This window comes from Paucibacter sp. DJ2R-2 (assembly GCF_025717675.1).
Taxonomy (GTDB): domain Bacteria; phylum Pseudomonadota; class Gammaproteobacteria; order Burkholderiales; family Burkholderiaceae_C; genus Paucibacter_A.
The window spans coordinates 350,333-370,568 of record NZ_JAJIRT010000003.1 but is presented as its reverse complement, the minus strand read 5'-3'; the positions used below and the strand labels follow the sequence as shown (position 1 = coordinate 370,568).

General features: G+C 66.7%; 15 protein-coding genes and 2 pseudogenes. 4 read left to right on the top strand and 13 right to left on the bottom strand.

Features of this window, described 5'->3' with window-relative positions; genetic code table 11:
* The first annotated feature begins 194 nt into the window (after window positions 1-194).
* The 3 genes from LNV28_RS10895 to LNV28_RS10885 are packed head-to-tail and all read left to right on the top strand — an operon-like array spanning window position 195 to window position 2,981.
* Window positions 195-860, top strand: a complete 666-nt coding sequence (locus LNV28_RS10895; RefSeq protein WP_263519772.1) for a response regulator transcription factor — start codon at window positions 195-197, stop codon at window positions 858-860.
* Between the two features lie 8 nt (window positions 861-868).
* Entirely contained in the window at window positions 869-2,263 is a 1,395-nt protein-coding gene (locus tag LNV28_RS10890; protein ID WP_263519771.1) for a sensor histidine kinase, read from the top strand.
* A gap of 52 nt (window positions 2,264-2,315) precedes the next feature.
* On the top strand, window positions 2,316-2,981 hold the full coding sequence (locus LNV28_RS10885) for a dienelactone hydrolase family protein (protein ID WP_263519770.1): 666 nt from the start codon (window positions 2,316-2,318) through the stop codon (window positions 2,979-2,981).
* A gap of 2 nt (window positions 2,982-2,983) precedes the next feature.
* On the opposite strand, the gene LNV28_RS10880 is transcribed toward LNV28_RS10885, so the two are convergent.
* From LNV28_RS10880 to LNV28_RS10825, 13 genes and pseudogenes are all read right to left on the bottom strand, one after another.
* Window positions 2,984-4,342 carry a TIGR03118 family protein gene (locus tag LNV28_RS10880; protein ID WP_263519769.1) on the bottom strand — a complete coding sequence of 453 codons (1,359 nt, stop codon included), beginning with the start codon at window positions 4,340-4,342 and terminating at the stop codon, window positions 2,984-2,986.
* A 150-nt stretch (window positions 4,343-4,492) separates the two neighbouring features.
* Window positions 4,493-4,579 (bottom strand): annotated as a pseudogene (locus tag LNV28_RS25210) (FxDxF family PEP-CTERM protein); the annotation flags it as partial.
* 42 nt (window positions 4,580-4,621) lie between these two features.
* A pseudogene (locus LNV28_RS10875) lies at window positions 4,622-5,641 on the bottom strand (alkaline phosphatase PhoX); the annotation flags it as partial.
* A 457-nt stretch (window positions 5,642-6,098) separates the two neighbouring features.
* Window positions 6,099-7,007: a hydroxymethylglutaryl-CoA lyase gene (locus tag LNV28_RS10870; RefSeq protein WP_263519767.1), complete on the bottom strand. Its 909-nt coding sequence runs from the start codon at window positions 7,005-7,007 to the stop codon at window positions 6,099-6,101.
* 242 nt (window positions 7,008-7,249) lie between these two features.
* Window positions 7,250-9,247: an acetyl-CoA carboxylase biotin carboxylase subunit gene (locus tag LNV28_RS10865; protein ID WP_263519766.1), complete on the bottom strand. Its 1,998-nt coding sequence runs from the start codon at window positions 9,245-9,247 to the stop codon at window positions 7,250-7,252.
* 52 nt (window positions 9,248-9,299) lie between these two features.
* Entirely contained in the window at window positions 9,300-11,039 is a 1,740-nt protein-coding gene (locus tag LNV28_RS10860; RefSeq protein WP_263519765.1) for a hypothetical protein, read from the bottom strand.
* A 17-nt stretch (window positions 11,040-11,056) separates the two neighbouring features.
* Entirely contained in the window at window positions 11,057-12,127 is a 1,071-nt protein-coding gene (gene bioB, locus LNV28_RS10855; RefSeq protein ID WP_411969954.1) for a biotin synthase BioB, read from the bottom strand.
* Between the two features lie 31 nt (window positions 12,128-12,158).
* A complete protein-coding gene (gene bioD, locus LNV28_RS10850) occupies window positions 12,159-12,857 on the bottom strand; it encodes a dethiobiotin synthase (RefSeq protein ID WP_263519764.1) in 699 nt (232 codons plus the stop codon).
* Window positions 12,854-14,083 carry an 8-amino-7-oxononanoate synthase gene (bioF, locus tag LNV28_RS10845; RefSeq protein WP_263519763.1) on the bottom strand — a complete coding sequence of 410 codons (1,230 nt, stop codon included), beginning with the start codon at window positions 14,081-14,083 and terminating at the stop codon, window positions 12,854-12,856. Before bioF ends, bioD begins: the two co-directional genes overlap by 4 nt.
* The gene (locus LNV28_RS10840) at window positions 14,073-15,530 is read right to left on the bottom strand and encodes an aminotransferase class III-fold pyridoxal phosphate-dependent enzyme (protein WP_263519762.1); all 1,458 of its coding nucleotides are present in this window, start codon (window positions 15,528-15,530) and stop codon (window positions 14,073-14,075) included. Before LNV28_RS10840 ends, bioF begins: the two co-directional genes overlap by 11 nt.
* Before the next feature lie 20 nt (window positions 15,531-15,550).
* Window positions 15,551-16,351 carry an enoyl-CoA hydratase/isomerase family protein gene (locus tag LNV28_RS10835; protein ID WP_263519761.1) on the bottom strand — a complete coding sequence of 267 codons (801 nt, stop codon included), beginning with the start codon at window positions 16,349-16,351 and terminating at the stop codon, window positions 15,551-15,553.
* Window positions 16,348-17,595 (bottom strand): alpha/beta hydrolase family protein, encoded by a 1,248-nt coding sequence (locus LNV28_RS10830; protein WP_263519760.1) that lies wholly within the window; start codon window positions 17,593-17,595, stop codon window positions 16,348-16,350. The genes LNV28_RS10835 and LNV28_RS10830 overlap by 4 nt, the downstream gene beginning before the upstream one ends.
* A gap of 32 nt (window positions 17,596-17,627) precedes the next feature.
* Window positions 17,628-19,241 carry a carboxyl transferase domain-containing protein gene (locus LNV28_RS10825; RefSeq protein ID WP_263519759.1) on the bottom strand — a complete coding sequence of 538 codons (1,614 nt, stop codon included), beginning with the start codon at window positions 19,239-19,241 and terminating at the stop codon, window positions 17,628-17,630.
* Between the two features lie 183 nt (window positions 19,242-19,424).
* Between LNV28_RS10825 and LNV28_RS10820 the strand changes: the two genes are divergently transcribed.
* A complete protein-coding gene (locus LNV28_RS10820) occupies window positions 19,425-20,156 on the top strand; it encodes a TetR/AcrR family transcriptional regulator (RefSeq protein ID WP_411969953.1) in 732 nt (243 codons plus the stop codon).
* The last annotated feature ends 80 nt before the right edge of the window (window positions 20,157-20,236 follow it).

Genomic DNA, 20,236 nt, shown 5'->3' with positions numbered 1-20,236 from the left:
AGGCCCTGTGAACGGTGCGGCCCGCCAGCAGCGGCTGGCGAACGCACCGCAGCCGGGCGCGAGGAAACCGAAATGATGCCCAGATGAAGCCTGGATGAAGACCCGCTCCAGGCAGGCCACAGCCCTGCCAGATACCCGCCCTAGAATCCGCCGCCAACGCCTAACTCCGGACTCACGCGCCAGCCCTCCCGCACATGGCCAACATCCTGCTTGTCGAAGACGATCTGCCCCTGGGCAACTCCCTGCAACGTGTGTTGAGCATGGCCGGCCACCAGGTCGTCTGGCTGCGCAACGGCGGCGATGCTCGCCGCTTTCTCGGCGAAATGGATTTCGCACTGCTGCTGCTGGACATCGGCCTGCCCGACGAGCTGGGCCTGGACCTGCTGGCCTGGTTCCGCCAGCTTGGCCGGCAAACACCAGTGATGCTGCTGACCGCACGCGACAGCGTCGGCGAGCGCGTGCTGGGCCTGGACGCCGGCGCCGATGACTACTTGGGCAAGCCCTTCGCCATGGAAGAGCTGCTCTCGCGCGTGCGCGCCCTGCTGCGCCGCCACAGCGGCCAGGCCAGCAATCAATGGCAGCTCGGCCCGCTGTCCATCGACACTGCGCGCCGCCGCGTGCTGCTGAACAACCAGGAAGTGATGCTGTCGGCGCGCGAGTACGACATCCTCCTGACCCTGGCGGCCGAGCCGGGACGGGTGCTGACCCGAGCCCAGATCGATGCCCGCCACCAGCTCGCCGACACCCTGGACAGCAATGCCACCGATGTCCATGTCTACAAGCTGCGCAAGAAGCTGGGCAACGAGCTGATCGGCACCGTGCGCGGTGTCGGTTATGTGCTCGATGTGCCGAGTGCATGAAGGTGGCCATGGCGAGCAAGAACACACATGTACAGGCCGCGGTGCAGCGCTACCCCTCGCTGATCCAGCGCCTGATCGCATGGCAGGCCCTGGCTCTGGTGCTGGCCTGGCTGGCCCTGGCCGCGCTGCTGACCTGGCGCGGCGTGGCCTGGGGCGAGGCCGAAGTGAACGCCCGGCTGCAGCGCATGGCGACGGTGCTGGCCGGCGCCGCGCTCAGCCCGGAGGCCGAACTGCAAGCCCGAATGGACAGCACCGAGGATGCCGTGATGGCCTTGCTGGGTCTGGAGGGAGACGTCGCCAAGGGCTTGCGCTCCGTCTACCAGCTCTGGGACCACCAAGGCCGGCTGCTGTATCGCAGCGCCAATGCGCCGACCACGCGCCTGGACGCAGCACCGGGCCCGGGCGAGGCGCCGCGCTGGATGGTCCAGCGCTCGGATCCGGGCCAGGGCATGGGCCGTGTGCTCTTGATCGCCGAACCCCTAGAAACCCCGCTGAGCGCGGTGCTGCCCCTGCTCTGGCTGGTGCTGAAGTCGCAGCTGGGCGTTTTTCTCTGGCACGGCCTGGTCATCTGGCTGAGTGTGCGCGTCGGCCTGAGGCCGCTGGCGCAGCTCGCGCAGCGCATCGCCAAACGTCGGGCTGGCGACACGGCGCCGGTGCAGGTGGATCGCCTCTACGCCGAGACTGCGCCGGTGCTGCGCGAACTCAATGATCTGCTGGCGCACGAGGCCCAGCGCCTGGAGCTGGAGCGGCGATTCCTGGCCGACGCCGCCCATGAGCTGCGCACGCCCCTGGCCGCCGTCAATGCCCAGGCTCATCTCTTGCTCAGCGAAGCCGAAGGACCCGCTCGCCACGAGGCCGCCGGCGCCCTCCAGCAAGGTATCGCCCGCGTGTCCCATCTGCTGGCCCAGCTCCTGACCCTGGCCCGCGCCGAGGCCGGGCCGAGCGAACCCGAGGCCAGCCCGGTCGATGCCGCCGATCTGCTGCGCGGACGAGTCGCCCTGCTGGCCGGGCTGGCTCGGCCACGTGCCATCGAGATCTCGCTGCAGGCCCCCGACAGCCTGCCCTTCCGCCTGGAGCACGAAGGCTTTTGCTCCATCGTCGACAACCTGATCGACAACGCCATCCGCTATACCGCCCCAGGGGGTCGCGTCGAGGTCAGCTTGAGTCGGCTCGGGCCGGCGTTGGAGGTCCGCGTGCGCGACAACGGCCGAGGCATTGCGCCCGAACAGCGCGAACGCGTGTTCGAACGTTTCTACCGCGTGCCCGGCAGCAGCGAGCAAGGCACCGGCCTGGGCCTGGCGATCGTCAAGCGCATGGCCGACCGCATGCACGCCGAGCTCAGCTTCTGCGATGGCTTGGATGGGCGCGGCATCGGCCTGCAATTGCTGCTGCCCGAGGCTTGAGCCGCGGTCTGTGGCAGCATGGCGGGCCGCGACACCGAAGGAGCGACCTGCCATGGGTCAGATGATCGAATTCCAGCGCCCCGACGGCGCCCACAGCCCCGCCTACCTGGCCACCGCCTCACGGCCTGACGCATCGGGCTTGATCCTTTTGCAGGAATGGTGGGGCCTGAACGAGAACATCCGCGCCACCGCCGACCGCTATGCGGCGGCCGGCTTTCACACCCTGGCGCCCGACCTCTACCGCGGCCGCCATGCCAGCGATGCCGACGAGGCCAGCCACCTGATGAGCGGCCTGAGCTTTGCCGACGCCACCCACCAGGATCTGGCCGGCGCCTTGCGCCATCTGCGCGAGCAATGCGGCAGCCCCAAGGTCGGGGTCAGCGGTTTTTGCATGGGCGGCGCACTGACGGTGGCGGCCGCCGTGCATGTGCAGGGCTTGTCCGCCGCCAGCTGCTTCTACGGCATCCCGCCGGCCGACTTTGCGGCGCCGCAAAATGTGAAGATCCCATTCCAGGGTCACTATGCCGACATCGACGACTGGTGCACGCCCGCGGCCGTGCGGGCCTTCGTGGCCCAGCTGCCGCCGGGCGCCGAAATCCACCACTACCCGGCCGCCCACGGCTTCTTCAACAGCAGCCGCGCCCATGTCTTTGATGCGGCCTGCGCCGAGCAGGCCTGGCAGCGCACGCTGGTTTTCCTGCGCGCGCGCTTGAGCTGAGCTCAGGCCTGGCGGCGACGCCGGGCCTGCAGGCCGAACAGACCCAGCAAGCCCAGGCTCATCAGGGCGACTGTGCCGGGCTCGGGCACCGGCGCCAGCTCCAGCTTGCCCAGCAGTCCGTCGCGCTCTTCATCCGGGCCGGCCGTGAAGTAGAGCGCGTTGGCGTCGCCCAGCGCCACGCCGTTGCCGAAGGTCAGACCCCAGATGCCGTCGATGCTGATGACCTCACCCTGCGTATCGCGCAGATAGCCCAACGAGGCGCCGCTCTGCACGTCGTAGCCGGCGATGGTGCCATCGCCAAAATTGGCCACCAGCAAGGCGCCGGCAAAGGCACCGAAGCTCTGCGGCGCGATCGCCATGCCCCAGGGGGCGTTGAGCAGGCTGTGCTCGGAGAAATCCTGCAGCAAGCGGCCATCGCGGTCGTAGGCGGCGATACGACCGAAGCCGGCGCCAGGGATCTCCTCGGTCGGTTCGTCGATTTCAAAAGAGTTTTCGGCCCAGGCCACATAGACCCGATCGCCCATCACCTGCACATTGAAAGGGTGGTAGCTGGAGGCCAGGCCCTCGGGCCGGGCGAAGCTGCCGGCGGCGCTGACGTCCTGCCACTGGTTGTCAAAGGTCTGGATGCGGCCGTTGGCAAAGTCGGCGGCATAGAGGCGATTGTCGGCCAGCTTCTGGCCCTGAGCATCCAGGCGCCAAGCATCGGTCGTCATGGCCACGCCGGTGTAACCCGGGGCGACGCGCAGGCCATGGGCGGCCGGCTGGATCAGGGAATAGTCCTTGACCACCACGGCTTCCAACATGCCCGGGTTGGTGCCACTGCGCCAGGCATTGATGGTGCCGTCCATGGTCACGAAGACGAACTTGGCGGCACCCTCGATCACGCCGGCGCTCTGGCCGTTGTTGTAGTTGACGGCCGCGCCCCTGACCTTGAATTCCAGCGGCTGGCCGGCCACATCGCTGGCAGCGTTGTAGACCTGGCCGGTCACCTGGGCCACGCCGTCACTGCCGGTGGCGAAGGGGTCGCGGTCGCGAGCGCTGGTGACGATGGGCACGAGCTTGAGCCCATCCTGATGCAGAGGCAGACCATTGACATCACCGATGTAGGTGCTGGTCGTGCCGGTGCCGGCATTGCTGGTCCAGATGTGGCCGCCGATGCCGGGCGGGCGAAGGGCAATGCCCCAGGGGTTGACCAGATCCGGGTCGATCAGAGCGGTCGGTTGGTATTTGGCGCTGTTGGCGACCAGATTGGTCTGCACAAAGGCGTTGAGCGCATTGGGCGCTGCCTGGCTGGCCACAGAGGTCAGCAAGCTCATCAAGCCAGCCAAGGTGATGCGCGAGGCGGGGTGCAAGTTCAGCATGGGTCGGTTCCGTGAGGACTGAGGCCGACAGGCTGGCTTGCACGCCGAATTCAGGAGCTGGCTTGCCGTCGAGAAAATAAGTTATCAAACAAAATGGTCGGCGCAGCTCCGGCCCACTGGGCCCGGGGCCGCGCCGAACATCAGGGCCGGTCAGGCCTTGCGGCGACGGGCGACGAAGCCCACCAGGCCCAAGCCGGCCAGCAGCATGGCGTAGGTCTGCGGCTCAGGCACGGCCGTGATCTGGACCAGGCGATCAACACCGCTGCTCGGATGCTGCACGTTCACATAGGCCACATTGGGGTTCAGGGTGTCGAAGTACAGGCCGGTAGGTTCGGCACCGGTCGTGCTCAGGCTGGCCCACTTGCCGACGGCATCGGCCACGCCGTCACCATCCGTGTCCTGGGCGAACCAGATGTCGGCCTTGCCACCGTCCTGGTCTTCGATCACATAGATATTGCCGTCGGCGTCGATGGCCAGGTTGTCCGGGTTGCTCCAGGTGGCGCCGACCTTCTGGCCGGTGGCCATGTCGATGGTGTTGTTGTCGGCGAAGAGCTTGACCTCGGTGCTGTCCAGGTTCAGCGAGTAGACGCGACCACGGCCGTTGCTGCTGTTGCCGTCGTTGTCGGAGTCGGTGGTGGTGAAGTAGAGGATCTGCTTGCCATTGGCCAGCGTGCGGATCTCCAGATCTTCCGGACGGTTGTAGCCAGTGGCCAGCACGCTGGCATGGTCAGCTGTGGCACGGCCGTCGATGGTGCCATCAGCCAGCACCGTGGAGATACCAGCCAGGGCACCACCGCTGGCGTTGGTGATGGCCACCCAGGAAGCGGCACCAGCGATGGCCGAGCCGTTCGTGCCTTCGAACTGACCACCGGCACCCACCCTCAATGCGAAGGTCTGGCCGGCTGCGAAGTAGTCGTTGCCATTGTTGGCATTGGGATTGGCCGACACATACTTGTAGACGGAACCGCCGTTCAGCTCATCGACGAAGTACAGGCTGTTCTGCTGATCGAAAGCCAGGCCTTCGTGGGAGACACGCGGCAGGATGCTGCGCTGGATGAAGTTGCCGCCGTTGGCCGTGGCCGTCGTGGCATTGGTCAGCTCGAACAGGCGGCCACGGGTGCTGCCCGTGCCCCAGGACTCTTCGGCCGTGACATAGCTGCCCCAAGGGGTCCAACGCGAAGCGTCGCCCGAGACAAAGCTCTGGGTACCCGGTGCGACGATGGTCACGGTGCGGGTGGCGTAGTTGTTGTCCCACAGGTCCACGCGCTGCACGCCAGCGGTGTTGGTCTCGAAGGGCATGAAGAGGTAGCGGCCGCGGTCCGGGCCGGTCTCATTGGCGGTGATCATGTCCCAGGAACCGGAGTTGCTGCCCGGAACCAGGCTGTTCTGCGTGGCGCGGTCGGCCAGGATGGTCTGGCTGAAGTTGGCCGAAGACAGCTGGAAAGGTGCGGTCTCGGGCAGTGCGCCGGCAGCCACATTGCCGGTCATCGGTGTGAAATTGGAGAACTGGCTGAGGCCGGCAATTGCGCTCTGGCTCAGGGCAAGAAGACCGAGGCCGGCGATGGCGGCAGCGATGCGGGACGGTGCGAAGGTCATGTGGGCGACTCCGTAGGGTGGGCTTGTAGAACTGGCGACTGCTGTCTTGGTGCAAGACCTGCAGCGTGCAGTGTCGACAAATGCCGTGACCTCGGAATGACCCGCAATACCTGGGCATGAGCCGATCGGCTCATGCTCTTGGACTCATCTCAAAGCAGGTTCAGCCCGCCCGTTTCGCCAGCAAGGCCCGGGCCACGCGCGAGACCGGCGGACGGCCGAGCACGCCCGAGATGAAGGCTCCGGCGTCGACGAGAAGATCGAGGTCGATGCCGGTGTCGATACCCAAGCCGTTCAGCATGAAGACCACGTCCTCGCTGGCCACATTGCCGGTGGCACCCTTGGCATAGGGGCAGCCGCCGAGGCCGGCGACGCTGGTGTCGAAATGGTGAACGCCCAGCTCCAGGCAGGCGTAGATATTGGCCAGGGCCTGGCCGTAGGTGTCGTGGAAATGGCCGCTCACCTCGACCAGAGGGTAGTGCTTGAGCGCCCGCTCCATGGCCGCCTGGACCTTCCTCGGCGTGCCCACGCCGATGGTGTCGGCCACGCCCAGGTGATCGACGCCAATGCCCTTCATCAGCTGCACCACGCGCTCAACCTGGTCGGCGCTGATGTCCCCCTCGTAAGGGCAACCCACCGCGCAGGACAAGGCGCCACGCACCTTGATGCCGGCCGCATGCGCGGCTTCGACCACGGGCGCGAAACGCTCGATGCTCTCGGCGATGCTGCAATTGATGTTCTTTTGGCTGAAAGCCTCGGACGCCGCCGCAAAGACCACGATCTCATCCGGTCGGGTGGGCAGGGCCGACTCAAAGCCTTTGAGATTGGGTGTCAACACCGAATAGCGCACACCGGGCTGGCGGGCGATGGCCGCCATCACCGCCATGTTGTCTGCCATCTGCGGCACCCACTTCGGTGACACAAAGCTGGTGACCTCGATTTCCTTCAAGCCCGCAGCCTGCAGCATGGCCACCAGCTGCGCCTTGTCCTCGGTGGAAACCGCCTGTTTCTCGTTCTGCAGGCCGTCACGCGGGCCGACATCGACGAGGGTGACATGATTGGGTAGCTTCATTTAAAACTCCTCATTGCTGGGCAAGACTGCTGTCGGAACAGAGCCGTCGTTCGCTGAGATTTGAATACGAACGCAGAGTGCGCGGAGGACCGCAGAGGTCGCGGAGAAGAGAGCTGGATTTCTAGTCTCAGCGTCCTCTGCGGTCCTCTGCGAGCTCTGCGTGCTGAAATTTCTTCGCGAACAACGGTTGAGTGCCCATTGCCGCAGCTGGCGCTCCGAACATCGCCGCGCCCCTTATCGCATCAAGCCTCGAGCCGCAAAAGCTCTGCGCCGTCGCCGATCTGGTCGCCTACAGCGAACAGCAACTCGGCCACCACGCCGTCCTTGGGCGCATTGATGGTGTGCTCCATCTTCATGGCTTCCATCACCGCCAGGGGCTGGCCCTTGCTGACCTTGTCGCCCACCGCCGCCAAGAAGCTGACCAGCTTACCGGGCATGGGCGCTGTCAGGCGTCCCGCTTCGGCGGCGCCGTCGCCGGCATGGGCCAGGGCATCAATCTCGGTGATGTAGGCACTGCCTTGCGGCGCGAACACGGCCACGGTTTCGCCGTCGGCATAACTGTTCACCAGCACACGCTGCTGCGCCAGGCCCGAGCCCAAGAGCAGCTCATGGCGTTCCAGGCTGCTGGAGTTGACAGCAAAAGCCAGGGCCTCGCCGCCGTCGATGCTCAGCTGCATGCCGCCCTGGTGGTGGCGCGACAGCAGCACCGCGTGGCGCTGTGCGGCGATCTCCAGATCGAAGCGGCGCGCCGAGGCGCCGAACAAGCGCCAGCCGTCGCGACGGCTCCAAGGGTCGGCATCCTGTTGCTGCGCCTCGGCGGCCAGGGTGTGGGCGACCACAGCGGCCGCGCTGATCTGCAGTGGAAGACCTGGCTGCTCGAACAGGGCCGCGCGCTCGCGCTCGATCAGGGCTGTGTCCAGATCGGCACTGGCAAACGAGGCCGTGGCGGCGCAGCGGCGCAGAAACGCCACATTGGTCTGCAGGCCGACGATATGGGTGTCGCGCAGGGCGGCGTCCAAGCGGGCCAGGGCCTGGGCACGGTCCTCGCCCCAGACGATCAGCTTGGCGACCATGGAATCGTAGAAGGGGCTGATGGCATCGCCCTCGCCCACTCCGGCGTCAATCCGCACCGGGCCACGCTCGAAGGCCACATGCTCGGGCCAGCGGGCCACGTTCAGCGCGCCGGTAGCGGGCAGGAAACCAGCCTCGGGGTTCTCGGCGCAAATGCGCGCCTCGATGGCATGCCCATGCATGCTCAACTCGTCCTGCTTCAGCGGCAAGGGCTCGCCCGAGGCCACGCGCAGCTGCCACTCGACCAAATCCTGGCCGGTGATCGCTTCCGTCACCGGATGCTCGACCTGCAGGCGCGTGTTCATTTCCATAAAGTAGAAGCGACCATCCTGCTCGCAAATGAACTCCACCGTGCCGGCACCGCTATAGCCCACGGCCTTGGCCGCCGCGACGGCCGCGCCACCCATCTGGGCACGGCGCTCGGCCGTCATACCCGGGGCCGGGGCTTCTTCCAACACCTTCTGATGGCGGCGCTGGACCGAGCAATCGCGCTCGAAGAGGTAGACACAGTCGCCGAAGTTGTCGCCGAAGACCTGGATCTCAATATGGCGAGGGCGCTGAACATAACGCTCGATCAGCACCGCATCGTCGCCAAAGCTATTGATCGCCTCGCGCTTGCAAGAAGCCAGCGCGGCATCAAACTCGTCGGCGCTGTGCACCGCCCGCATGCCCTTGCCACCACCGCCGGCGCTGGCCTTGATCAAGACGGGGAAACCGATGCGCACGGCCTCGGCCTTGAGCAGGGCCGGGTCTTGATCGGCGCCGTGGTAGCCGGGCACCAGGGGCACGCCGGCCGCTTCCATCAAGCGCTTGGACTCGGCCTTCAAGCCCATGGCCTGAATGGCGCTGGCCGGCGGGCCGATGAAGACCAGACCATGCGCGGCGCAGGCCTGCGCGAACTCCTCGTTCTCGCTCAAAAAGCCATAGCCTGGATGGACGGCTTCGGCGCCGGTGGCCTTGGCGGCGTCGATGATGCGCTGCCACTGCAGGTAGGAATCACGCGGCGCCGGGCCGCCGATCAGCACCGCTTCATCGCAAGCCTGCACATGGCGGGCCTGGGCATCGGCCTCGGAATACACGGCCACGGTTTTCACGCCGATGCGGCGCGCAGTGGCCGCCACGCGGCAAGCGATTTCGCCGCGGTTGGCGATCAGGATCTTCTTAAACATGGCTTGGTCTCCTCTTGGCCCGGAAATGCGTCCGGCTTGTATTGCATGGGGCTCACAGCCCCAGTCGACGCAAAGCGTCTGCCCGCAGGCGAATCACTTGATTCATAGGCGGCGTCGGCAAGCTCGATGGGCAAGCCAGCTCGGTGTCCGGGCCCGCTGCATAGCGAACTGCGATCGGTTGCCCGCCCTGACATGCCTTTGCCACAGCGGCATACGCCGCCACAGGGTCGGCCAGCACCGGCTGCCCTGCCAGGGACTCAACCTCGCCAGTGACACGAAGGCTGCGGCACTGCACAGCTGGGTCCAACCTGAAGGCCTGGGGCAAAGTCCAGAAGCCGACGGAGCCGCCGCAATCGCTGCGCATCAAGGCGGACATCAGCGCGGCGGCCGACTGCCTGCGCATGCCCAAGGGCAGCTGCTCGCTGCGCTGCACCGGCTCGGGATCAGCAAGGCCCAGCGCTTGAAGGCGCGCCAAGAGTCCGCTGGCAAAAGGCTGCTGCGGGTCCTGCAAGAGCTGCGCCATCGCAGCCACGGCGGAACCGGCATCGGCCCAGGCCACAAAGGCGGCCACGTCCAGCGGGCGGTCCTTGCTGTGCAGCGGCCCCATCTGAGCCAAGGCCGACAGCTTGTCGTCGCGGGCCGTGCGCTGGGCTTGGCCGAGCAACATCAGACTCATGCCGCAGGCATAGGCGTCGTCACCTTGGCGCCCCGGCTTCATGGCGGCAGCCACTTGCGCACCGCGGGCGGCCACGCAATTGTTCAGGTTCGACTCGATATCGGCACGCAGCTCCGCGGCATCCAGAAGCGACTGCTCGCGCAAGAGCAAGCGAGCCATCCATTCGGCATGGCCCTCATGCAGCCAAGGGCGCTGCTGATCGGTGCCGAACAGCCCGCTGTTCCACCAATGCACCACCTCATGCGTGACGAAACCTTCCAAGGCGGTGCCGGGCATGGTCTCCAGCGTCCGCGGCAGGCGCAGGCGCATCATGCGCCCGGCCGTGGTGTCGCCGTGAAAACCAGGCAGGCCCGATACCGCAGTGACCACCGCGCCCGGCCCGGGCAAGGCCGCACCATAGAGTTGGGTCAGGCGGGCCAAGGTGTAGTCGAGCACTTTTCGTATGCGTGCAACTCGCTCGTTATCAAGGCTCGGGTCGACCAGGACATTGGCACCGGGCAAGGCGGTCAGCCCCGTGGAACTTCCCATGTACACATACTGGGCCACGCCGAGAGCACGGACTTCATCGCGAGAGGCGCCGGCCAGGACGCGATCCACTTGCTCCGCACTCGCACTCTGCTCGACGGGCGCGCGCTCCACGCGGCCCTGGTGGATGACGATGCCGCCTTGCGGCGGCAGCCAGCGCCAACGCAAGCCATGGCCCTTGAGCAGGACTGCTGCATGGCCGCTGTAAGCGAGCACGCCGCTGGAGTCGCTGAGCGGCTGGGCCGCTTCGTAGGTCGCATCCAGCGCCAAAACGCGCGCCTTCAGGCGCAGCACGGCGCTGCGGCAGTCAGGCTCTTGGCGCAGCCGGATGCCGGTCGCCGTCAGCTCTGTGCATGAGCCTTGCGGCTTCATCATCTCGCCGCGCCAGCGCTTGTGAGCGTCCCGGGCGGCATCGAAAAAGCTCAGCTCATGCACACCCTCGGGAGGCGTGTAACGGACCTCCAGCTCACCACCCGGAAGCAGCTGCTGACTGATCAAGAGCTCTCCGGCCTTCGTCGCCTGGGCGCCCAAGGCCAAGGCTCCGACGGCGGCGCACAGCATGCGCCGCCAGGTCGATGCGCACAGACTCATGGCCATGCTCCGCGCACTCAGTGGCCGTGCGAACAGCCAGCCGCTGCCTCTTGCGGCGCCAGATTGGCCTCGCTGGCGCAGCGCATGCCCAGGCGGTTCAGCAGGGCCCGGTCTTTCTCGGCCTGCGGGTTGCTCGTGGTCAGCAGCTTGTCGCCGTAGAACATGCTGTTGGCGCCAGCCAGGAAGCACAGGGCCTGCATGCTCTCGGGCATTTCTTCGCGGCCCGCCGAGAGGCGGACCATGGCACGAGGCATGGTGATGCGAGCCACGGCGATGCTGCGGATGAATTCGAAGGGGTCGAGCGCCTCCGTGCCCTTGTCGGCCAGCGGCGTGCCTTCAACCTTCACCAGGTTGTTGATGGGCACCGATTCCGGGTATGGGTTCAGATTGGCCAGTTGCACGATCAGGCCGGCGCGCTGGCGGCGGGTTTCACCCATGCCGACGATGCCACCGGAGCAGACCTTGAGGCCGACATTGCGCACGCGGTCCAGCGTGTCCAGGCGGTCCTGGTAGGTGCGGGTGGTGATGATCTGACCGTAGAACTCGGGCGAGGTGTCGAGGTTGTGGTTGTAGTAATCCAGGCCCGCTTCGGCCAATTGCTCGGCCTGGCCGTCACCCAGCATGCCGGCGGTCAGGCAGGTTTCCAGGCCCATGGCTTTGACTTCCTTGACCATCTCGCCAATGGCTTCCAGATGACGCTCTTTCGGCGAGCGCCAGGCGGCGCCCATGCAAAAGCGGGTGGCGCCATTGGCTTTTGCCGCGCGGGCAGCTTCCAGCACTTCTTGCAGCGGGATCAGCTTTTCGGCCTTGAGGCCGGTGTCGAAGTGGGCCGACTGCGGGCAGTAGGCGCAATCCTCTTCGCAACCACCGGTCTTGATGGACAGCAGCGTGGACAGCTGCACCGCATTGGCATCGAAGTTCTCGCGGTGCACTTGCTGGGCTTTGAACAGCAAGTCGTTGAAGGGCAGATCGAACAAGGCCACCACCTCGTTGACGGTCCAGGGCTTGGCGTTCTGGCGGTCGGCGTCCGTGGTCGGCGTCAGCGATTGGATCTGGTTGGTGGTTTGGGTGTGGGAAGAGTGGCTCATGGCGATTCCGAAAAACAGCAGATGTCAGGTATCAGGTGGCAGAGGCGGCCAGCGAGGCTTGCACGCGCTCAAGATTCAGATGGGCGGCCACGGCCGCGGCGGAAGGGTCAGACAAGCGGGGTACATGGCCCCAGCAGGGCGCGGCCAGGGCCGCGTCCAGCGCGGCCAGATTGTCCGCCACATAAGGCATGGCGGTGTCCACGGTGTTGGCCACCCAGCCGACCAGGGCCAGGCCGCGCGCGCGCACGGCTTCCGCCGTCAGCAAGGCATGGTTGATGCAGCCCAGGCGCAGGCCCACGACCAAGACCACAGGCAGGCCCAGATCCTGCGCCAGATCGGCGGTGTCAAAGCCCTCGCCCAGGGGCACACGGAAACCGCCCACCCCTTCCACCAGGGCCAGCTCGCCCAGGGCGGCGCTGGTGCGGATGGCGGCCAGCAGCGGCGCGCGCTCAATGCGCTGCCCTTCCAGGGCGGCGGCGATGTGCGGCGCACAGGCCGCGCGGAACTGCAAAGGCCCGACTTGCTCGGGGCGCATGCCCAGACGCTGGGCCGCCTGCAGGCGTTGCACATCGTCATTGACCCACGCGCCGTCGACCAGCTCCTGCCCCGCCGCCAGCGGCTTGATGGGCGCCACCCGCAAATCAGCCTCGGCCAGCAGATGGGTGAGGCCGGCGGTGATGCTGGTCTTGCCGATTTCGGTGTCGGTGCCGGTGATGAAAAAACCTCTCATGCGGCGGCCCTGTCCATGTCGGCGGCAGCCTCAGCCAGCGCGGCAAGCAGCTGATCCACATCCGCATCGCTGTGCGTCGCGCACAAAGTGATGCGCAGCCGCGCCTCGCCCTTGGGCACGGTGGGCGGACGGATGCCCGGCACGCGGATGCCTTCGCGCTCCAGGCGCGCGGCCAGGGCCATGACCTCGGCATTGCCGCCGACGATCATGGGCTGAACAGGGGTGTCCGAGGGCGCCAGGCGCCAGCCCAGGGCCGGGTGGCGGGCCAGCAAGGCATCCACACCCACGCGCAGCCGCGCCTGCAAGTGGCGAAGGTTGGCACGTCGGGCCTTGCCCAGATCGCCCTCGATCAGGGCAAAGCTGCTCAGCAGCGCATGCTCGACCGCCGGCGGCGAGGCGGTGGAGAAGATGTAGTTGCGGGCCGCCTGCAGCAGGTACTGGGTCACGGTGGCATGGGCCACGACGAAGGCGCCGGCCAGACCGGCCGCCTTGCCCAGGGTACCGACCAGGATCAGGCGTTCACTGCGCAAGCCAAAGTGCTCCAGTGAACCGCGGCCGTGCTCGCCCAGCACACCAAACCCATGGGCGTCGTCGACGATCAGCCAGGCATCGAACTCTTCAGCCAGGGCCAGCAAGGCCGGCAACGGCGCCAGATCGCCATCCATGCTGAAGACCGCATCGGTGACGATGAGCTTGACCTTGGCCGTGCTGGCGGCCAGCAGCTCGCGCAGCGCCGCCACATCGCCATGGGCATAACGTTTCACTTGCGCGCGTGCCAGGCGGGTGCCGTCGATCAGCGAGGCATGGTTCCAGGCCTCGGAGAAGATCTCGGCCTCTTCATCGCCGAGCGCAGTCACCACGGCCAGATTGGCCATATAGCCGGTGCAAAAACCCAGAGCACGGGCCTCGGGGATGTGGGGCACCAGCCAGCGGCTCAAGGTTTCAGCCACCTGCTCATGGGCGCGGCTGTGGCCGCTGATCAGGGGCGAGGCACCGGAGCCGCCGCCATAGATCTGGGCGCCTTCGATCAAGGCTTCACGCAGCGCGGGCTCGGCGGCCAGGCCCAGGTAATCGTTGGAACAGAACATCAGCAGCTCGCGCGTGCGGCCGTCGGCGCCGCGCACCTGCTGGCGCGGCGCGGTGCCGCTCTCGGCCTGGCGCAGGAAACGCGTCAGGCTCTGGGCTTCGATGGTGCGCAGCTTGGCGCTCAGGTGATCAAGCAACATGGACTTCTTTGCTCACGGGCTGGGCGCTGCCCTCAGAAGATTGGGACAGCACCTCATCCAAGGTCAGGCGCACAGCGCGGGCCAGGAAGGCGGCCGCTTCGGCGTCGATCAGATAGGGCGGCATCAGGTACACGGTGCCGCCGATGGGGCGAATCAGCAGCTCATGGGCGCGCGCGGCCAGATGGAAACGCTCGGCAAAACGCAGGCCCGGCTCGATCACATCGAAGGCCAGCACCATGCCCTGCTGGCGCAGATGGGCCACGCGTGGGTGGCTGGCCAGCGGCGCGAAGGCCTGCTTCAAGAGCTGAGCCTGCTCGGCATTGGCCTGCAGCTGACCGGCATCGAAGCGGTCCAGCACCGCATTCGCTGCGGCACAGGCCAGGGCATTGCCGGTGTAGGAATGCGAATGCAAGAAGCCGCGGCTGACGTCTTCACTCCAGAAAGCCTGGTAGACCGCCTCGGTCGTGAGCACCAGGGACAGGGGCATGGTGCCGCCGGTTATGCCTTTGGACAGGGTGATGAAGTCGGGCCACATGGACACGCCCCCACGCTCGTGGGTACACGAGCTGCCCCCCGAGGGGGCGCCGCCAGCTTGGGACGGCCCGGCGCTGGCTTGCCCACCGTCAACCAAAGCGTGTTCCCAAGCAAAAAAGGTCCCCGTGCGGCCGCAGCCCATGGCGATCTCATCGACGATCAGGTGCACCTCGAACTCGGTGCACAAGGCCCGCAGGCCGCGCAGATAGGCAGCGTCATACATCACCATGCCGGCAGCGCCTTGCACCAGAGGCTCGATGATGACGGCGGCGATGTGCGGGCCACGCTCGCTCAGCAGCTCGCGCATGGCAGCCAGGGCGGCCGCTTCGTTGCCCAGGCGGGCATCGGGCGACTCCACGATGTGCGCCCGCATCAAGAGCGGGTCATAGGCGTCGCGGAACACCTTCACATCGGTCACGGCCAGGGCGCCGATGGTTTCACCGTGGTAGCCGTTCTTCAGGCAGACAAACTCGCGCTTCTCGGCCCGGCCACGGTTGCGCCAGCTGTGGAAGCTTTGCTTGAGCGCAATTTCCACCGCGCTGGCGCCATCGCTGCCGAAAAAGACATGGCCCAGGGCCCCGCCCGTGCGCGCGCTCAGGCGCTCGGCCAGGCGCACGGCCGGCGCATGGGTGCAGCCGGCCAGCATCACATGGGGCAAGGTGTCGAGCTGCGCCTTGATGGCGGCGTTCAGGCCGGCATCGGCATGGCCAAAAAGATTGACCCACCAGGAGCTGTTGGCATCGAAGTAGCGCCGGCCCTCGTAGTCGTAAAGCCAGGGGCCGGCACCACGGGCAATCGGCAGCGGCGGCACGACTTCGGCGCGCGCCATCTGCGTGCAGGGGTGCCAGACGGCGGCCACGCTGCGGCGCTGCCAATCCTGCTGGGGTGTCAAAGGTGTACTGCTGGAAGTCATCAAACGGGATCGAAAAGAACTCAGGCCAACCAGCTCGGCCGGCTCTTGTTCAAAAAGCTCTGCACACCTTCACGGCCTTCGTCGCTGGCACGGATGTCAGCGATGCGGCGCGCGGTGTCATCACGCAGCGAAGCCGTGATTGTCGCGTGTGCGACATCCTGCACCAGGCACTTGCAGGCGCGCACCGCCGCCGGGCCGTTGGCACAGAGGGCGGACAGCAGGGCTTCGACCTTTTCGTCCAGGGTCTCGGCCGTGGCCAACTCATGGACCAGACCCAGGCGATGGGCCTCGGCGGCACTGAAGCGCTCGGCGGTGATGAAGTAGCGGCGCGAGGCCTGCTCGCCCAGGGCACGCACGACATAGGGCCCGATGGTGGCCGGCAGCAGGCCCAGCTTGGCCTCGGACAGGCAAAAGCCCGCCGTGTCCACGGCGACCACCACATCGCAGACCGACACCAGGCCCACGCCACCGGCGTAGACATCGCCCTGCACGCGGGCGATCACCGGCACCGGGCAGCTGTAAATCGTCCAGAGCATCTCGGCCAGGCGGGAGGCATCGGCATGGTTTTCGTCCCAGCTGTAGCCGGCCATGGCCTTCATCCAGTTGAGATCGGCGCCGGCGCAAAAAGCCTTGCCCTCGGCAGCCAGCACGATGGCACTCAGGCTGGTGTCCCGGCCCAGTTCCGCGAACGCAGCGCCCAGCTCGGCGATCACGCCCTCGTTGAAGGCATTGCGCACCTCGGGGCGGTTCAGGGTGACGCGGGCGATCTGGCCCGAGGGGCCGCTGCGTTCGATCTTGAGGCTGCTCTGCTGTTCACTCATGGCTGCTGCTTTCTGCTCCACACCACGGCGTCGTCCACCGCGTACAACTGACAGGTTTGGTTGCTGTAACGCTGGCAAAACGCCAGGGCCCGCGCCACGGCCGCATCGCCAAAGGCATAGCCGGTGCGGCCCTGCGCATTGAAGGCAAAAGCGCGCGGCTTCTTGGCGGCGAGAAATTTTCGATAGCTGTCCTTGGCGCCGGAGCCGCTCAGGGGCAAGGCCGCTTCGTCCTGCACGTCCAGCTCGGCATTGGCCGGCGGCACGGCGATCACCCCCGGGGTGCTGAAGCCCAGCTGGGCCAGGAACTCGTCGACCAGGGGCTGCCAGCTGTCACTGCCGGCACCGAACAGCGTATGGCCGTCTTCACCGAAGGCAGGCAAGAGACGGTAATCCAGTGAGGCGCCAGCCTCAGCAAAAGCTTTGGCCCAGCTGCGGCTGTAGCGCGGCGCGAAGTAGCGATCGTTCTCGGTGTAGACCCAGAGCGACTTCAGCTGGGGTGAGTTCTGCGCGATCAATTCGCCATAAGCCTGGTAGATCTGGCGCAGCTGCGTGCCGCCGCAGGGCTCGCCGGGGTGTTTGTCCGGGTCGCCGCCATGGCCGCCGGCGAAATTGATCGAAGCCACCTGCCCCGGCAAGCCGGCCGCCGTGGCGGCCACAGTGGAGATGCCACCGACCGATTGCCCGAGCAGCACCACGCGCTTGGCATCGATGTCAGCCTGCTGCTGCATATAGCCAACCACCGCCAGAATCTGCGAGGCGGCCGCCGCCAGGGCCGGCGCAAAACGCGGCTCGCGGCAGGAGATGCTGCTCTCCGGGTCGCCGGCCTCGGCCAGCTCGCCGTAGCCCAGACGCAGAGGCACAGCCACGGCAAAGCCTTTGCGCACAAAGTAGCGGGCGGCCGTCTCGAAACGCTGGCGTTTGTACTCGGCACGCTTGTCGGTCGAGCGGCCATGGCTGATCAGGACCAGCGGGAAGGGCCCAGGGCCGGCCGGCCGGAAGGTGGTGACCAGCAGATCGCCCTTGCTGGGCTTGCCAAAGGCATCCTGCACCTCGACCGGCACGCGCAGGATCTGCTCGCGCACATCGAGATGCAGACGCTCGGCGTCCGCAGCGGGAGCTGTGACCGCAGTGTCGCTGGCTTGCGAATGCACAACGCTCACGCCGACCAGCAGCGGGGCCGCCAAAAGGCACTTCAGAGCGGCCGGCAGAAAAGCGATGCGGCGCAGGCGTTCTATCAAGGTCATGGGGGTCAGGTCTTGCCTAGCCTTGCGGCCCATCACATGCGGAAGACGCCGAACTTCGTCTCGGCAATCGGCGCATTCATCGCCGCCGACAGACCCAAAGCCAGCACCCGGCGGGTGTCGGCCGGGTCGATCACGCCGTCGTCCCAGAGGCGGGCGCTCGCGTAGTAAGGGTGGCCTTGGTCTTCATACTGCTGGCGGATCGGCGCCTTGAAGGCTTCTTCTTCCTCGGCGCTCCAGCTGCCGCCCTTGCCTTCGATGCCGTCACGCTTGACCGTGGCCAGCACCGAAGCGGCTTGCTCGCCGCCCATCACCGAGATGCGCGCGTTCGGCCACATCCAGAGCCAGCGCGGGCTGAAAGCACGGCCGCACATGCCGTAATTGCCGGCACCGAAACTGCCGCCAATGATGATGGTGAACTTGGGAACACTGGCGCAGGCCACCGCCGTCACCATCTTGGCGCCCGCGCGGGCAATGCCTTCGTTCTCGTACTTGCGGCCAACCATGAAGCCGGTGATGTTCTGCAGGAACACCAAGGGGATCTTGCGCTGGCAGCAGAGCTCGATGAAATGCGCGCCCTTGTTGGCGCTCTCGGCAAACAGGATGCCGTTGTTCGCGACGATGCCGACCGGCATCCCCTCGATGTGCGCAAAACCGCAGACCAGGGTGGCGCCGTAGCGGGCCTTGAACTCGTCGAACTCGGAGCCATCGACGATGCGGGCGATGACCTCGCGCACATCGAAGGGCTTGCGCGTGTCGGTGGGGATCACGCCGTGCAGCTCGGCCGCATCGAACAGCGGCGCGCGCGGCGCTTGCAGGCGCTGCTGCTGCGCGCCTTCCTTGCGCCAGTTCAGCGCCGCCACCGACTGCCGGGCCAGGGCCAAGGCATGGGTGTCGTTGTGAGCCAGATGGTCGGCCACGCCCGAGAGCCGGGTGTGCACATCGCCGCCGCCCAGGTCTTCGGCCGTCACCACCTCGCCGGTGGCTGCCTTCACCAGCGGCGGGCCGCCCAGGAAAATGGTGCCCTGGTTCTTGACGATGATGGTCTCGTCGCTCATGGCCGGCACGTAGGCGCCACCGGCCGTGCAAGAACCCATGACCACAGCGATCTGCGGAATGCCCTCGGCGCTGAGGTTGGCCTGGTTGAAGAAGATGCGGCCAAAGTGATCGCGATCCGGGAAGACCTCGTCCTGGTTGGGCAGATTGGCGCCGCCCGAGTCGACCAAATAGACGCAAGGCAGGCGGTTCTGCGCCGCGATCTCCTGCGCGCGCAGATGCTTCTTGACCGTCATCGGATAGTAGGTGCCGCCCTTCACCGTCGCGTCGTTGCAGACGATCATGCAGTCCACACCCGAAACTCGGCCGATGCCGGCGATCATGCCGGCGCCAGGCGCGGCGTTGTCGTACATGTTCAGCGCGGCCAAGGGCGCGAGCTCCAGAAACGGCGTGCCCGGGTCCAGCAGCATCTCGACGCGGTCGCGCGGCAGCAGCTTGCCCCGGGCCGCATGCTTGGCGCGTGCCGCGTCGCCACCGCCCAGCGCGATCTGCGCCAGGTGCGCATTCAAGTCGTCAAGCAGGCCTTGCATGGCCTCGGCGTTGGACTTGAAATCTGCCGAACGGGCATTGAGCTTGGTGGTCAGCTGGGCCATGGGGTCTCCGAAAAACGGCGGCCCGCAGCGACGACGCCAGGGCCACGGGTGAGTTCAACTCAAATTCTTCTCAGGGCCTCGCACACCAATTGTGAGAGGCGGCGAGGCGCGAAGAATAGGCCAGACCGGAAAGACTGGCAAGTCCGACTTGAGTTCTACTCAATTATTGCGCAGAATCGCGCCGTGACTGCCTCAACGCCCTCCCCCACCGCCGCCGTCACCAAAGCCGCGGCCACGCAGCCCGCCCGCCGTGCGCCCGCCGGCGCCAAGGCCGAGCAGCGCGTGCGCGACATCCTGCGCGTGGGCCGCGAGGTGTTTGCCGAGCGAGGTTTCGAGCGTGCGACGACAACCGAAATTGCCGAACGCCTGGGTGTGTCCGAGGCCACGGTATTCACGTACTTCCGGGGCAAGCGCGAGTTGTGCATGCGCGTGATCGCCGATTGGTATGACGAGATCATTGCTGAGATTGAGGCCGGCCTGCCGCGCGAAGCCTCGGTGCGCGAGCAGCTGGAGTTCATGGTCCACACCCATTTGCGCCTGTTTCTGATCCAAGGCACGGGCTTGTGTGCCCTGGTGCTCTCGGAAGGCCGGCGCAGCGGCGACGACAAGCTGGGCGATGGTTTTGTCGAACTGCAGCGCCGCTACACCGCGCCCCTGATGGACTTGCTGGCCCGCGGCCAGGCCAGCGGCGAGCTGCGCGCCGACATCCCGCTGCGCCTGCTGCGCTCCCTGGTCTTCGGCCCCATGGAGCACATGCTCTGGGAGGTCATCCTGACGGGCCGCCAGATCGACACCGACCGCAGCGCCCGCGATCTGGTCGCCCTGCTCTGGCCCGCCCTGCAAGCGCCCGAGCAAGAGCTTCAGCGGCTGCGTGCTTTGAAGCAGCAGCTTGAGGCGGCATTGGCGCAAGGCTAGCTGACAGCGGGTTTCGGCACCCAGCAGTCGCTCAGATTGGGCTGTTGCCAAGGGTCGCCGGGCGAGTGCTTCCGCTCATG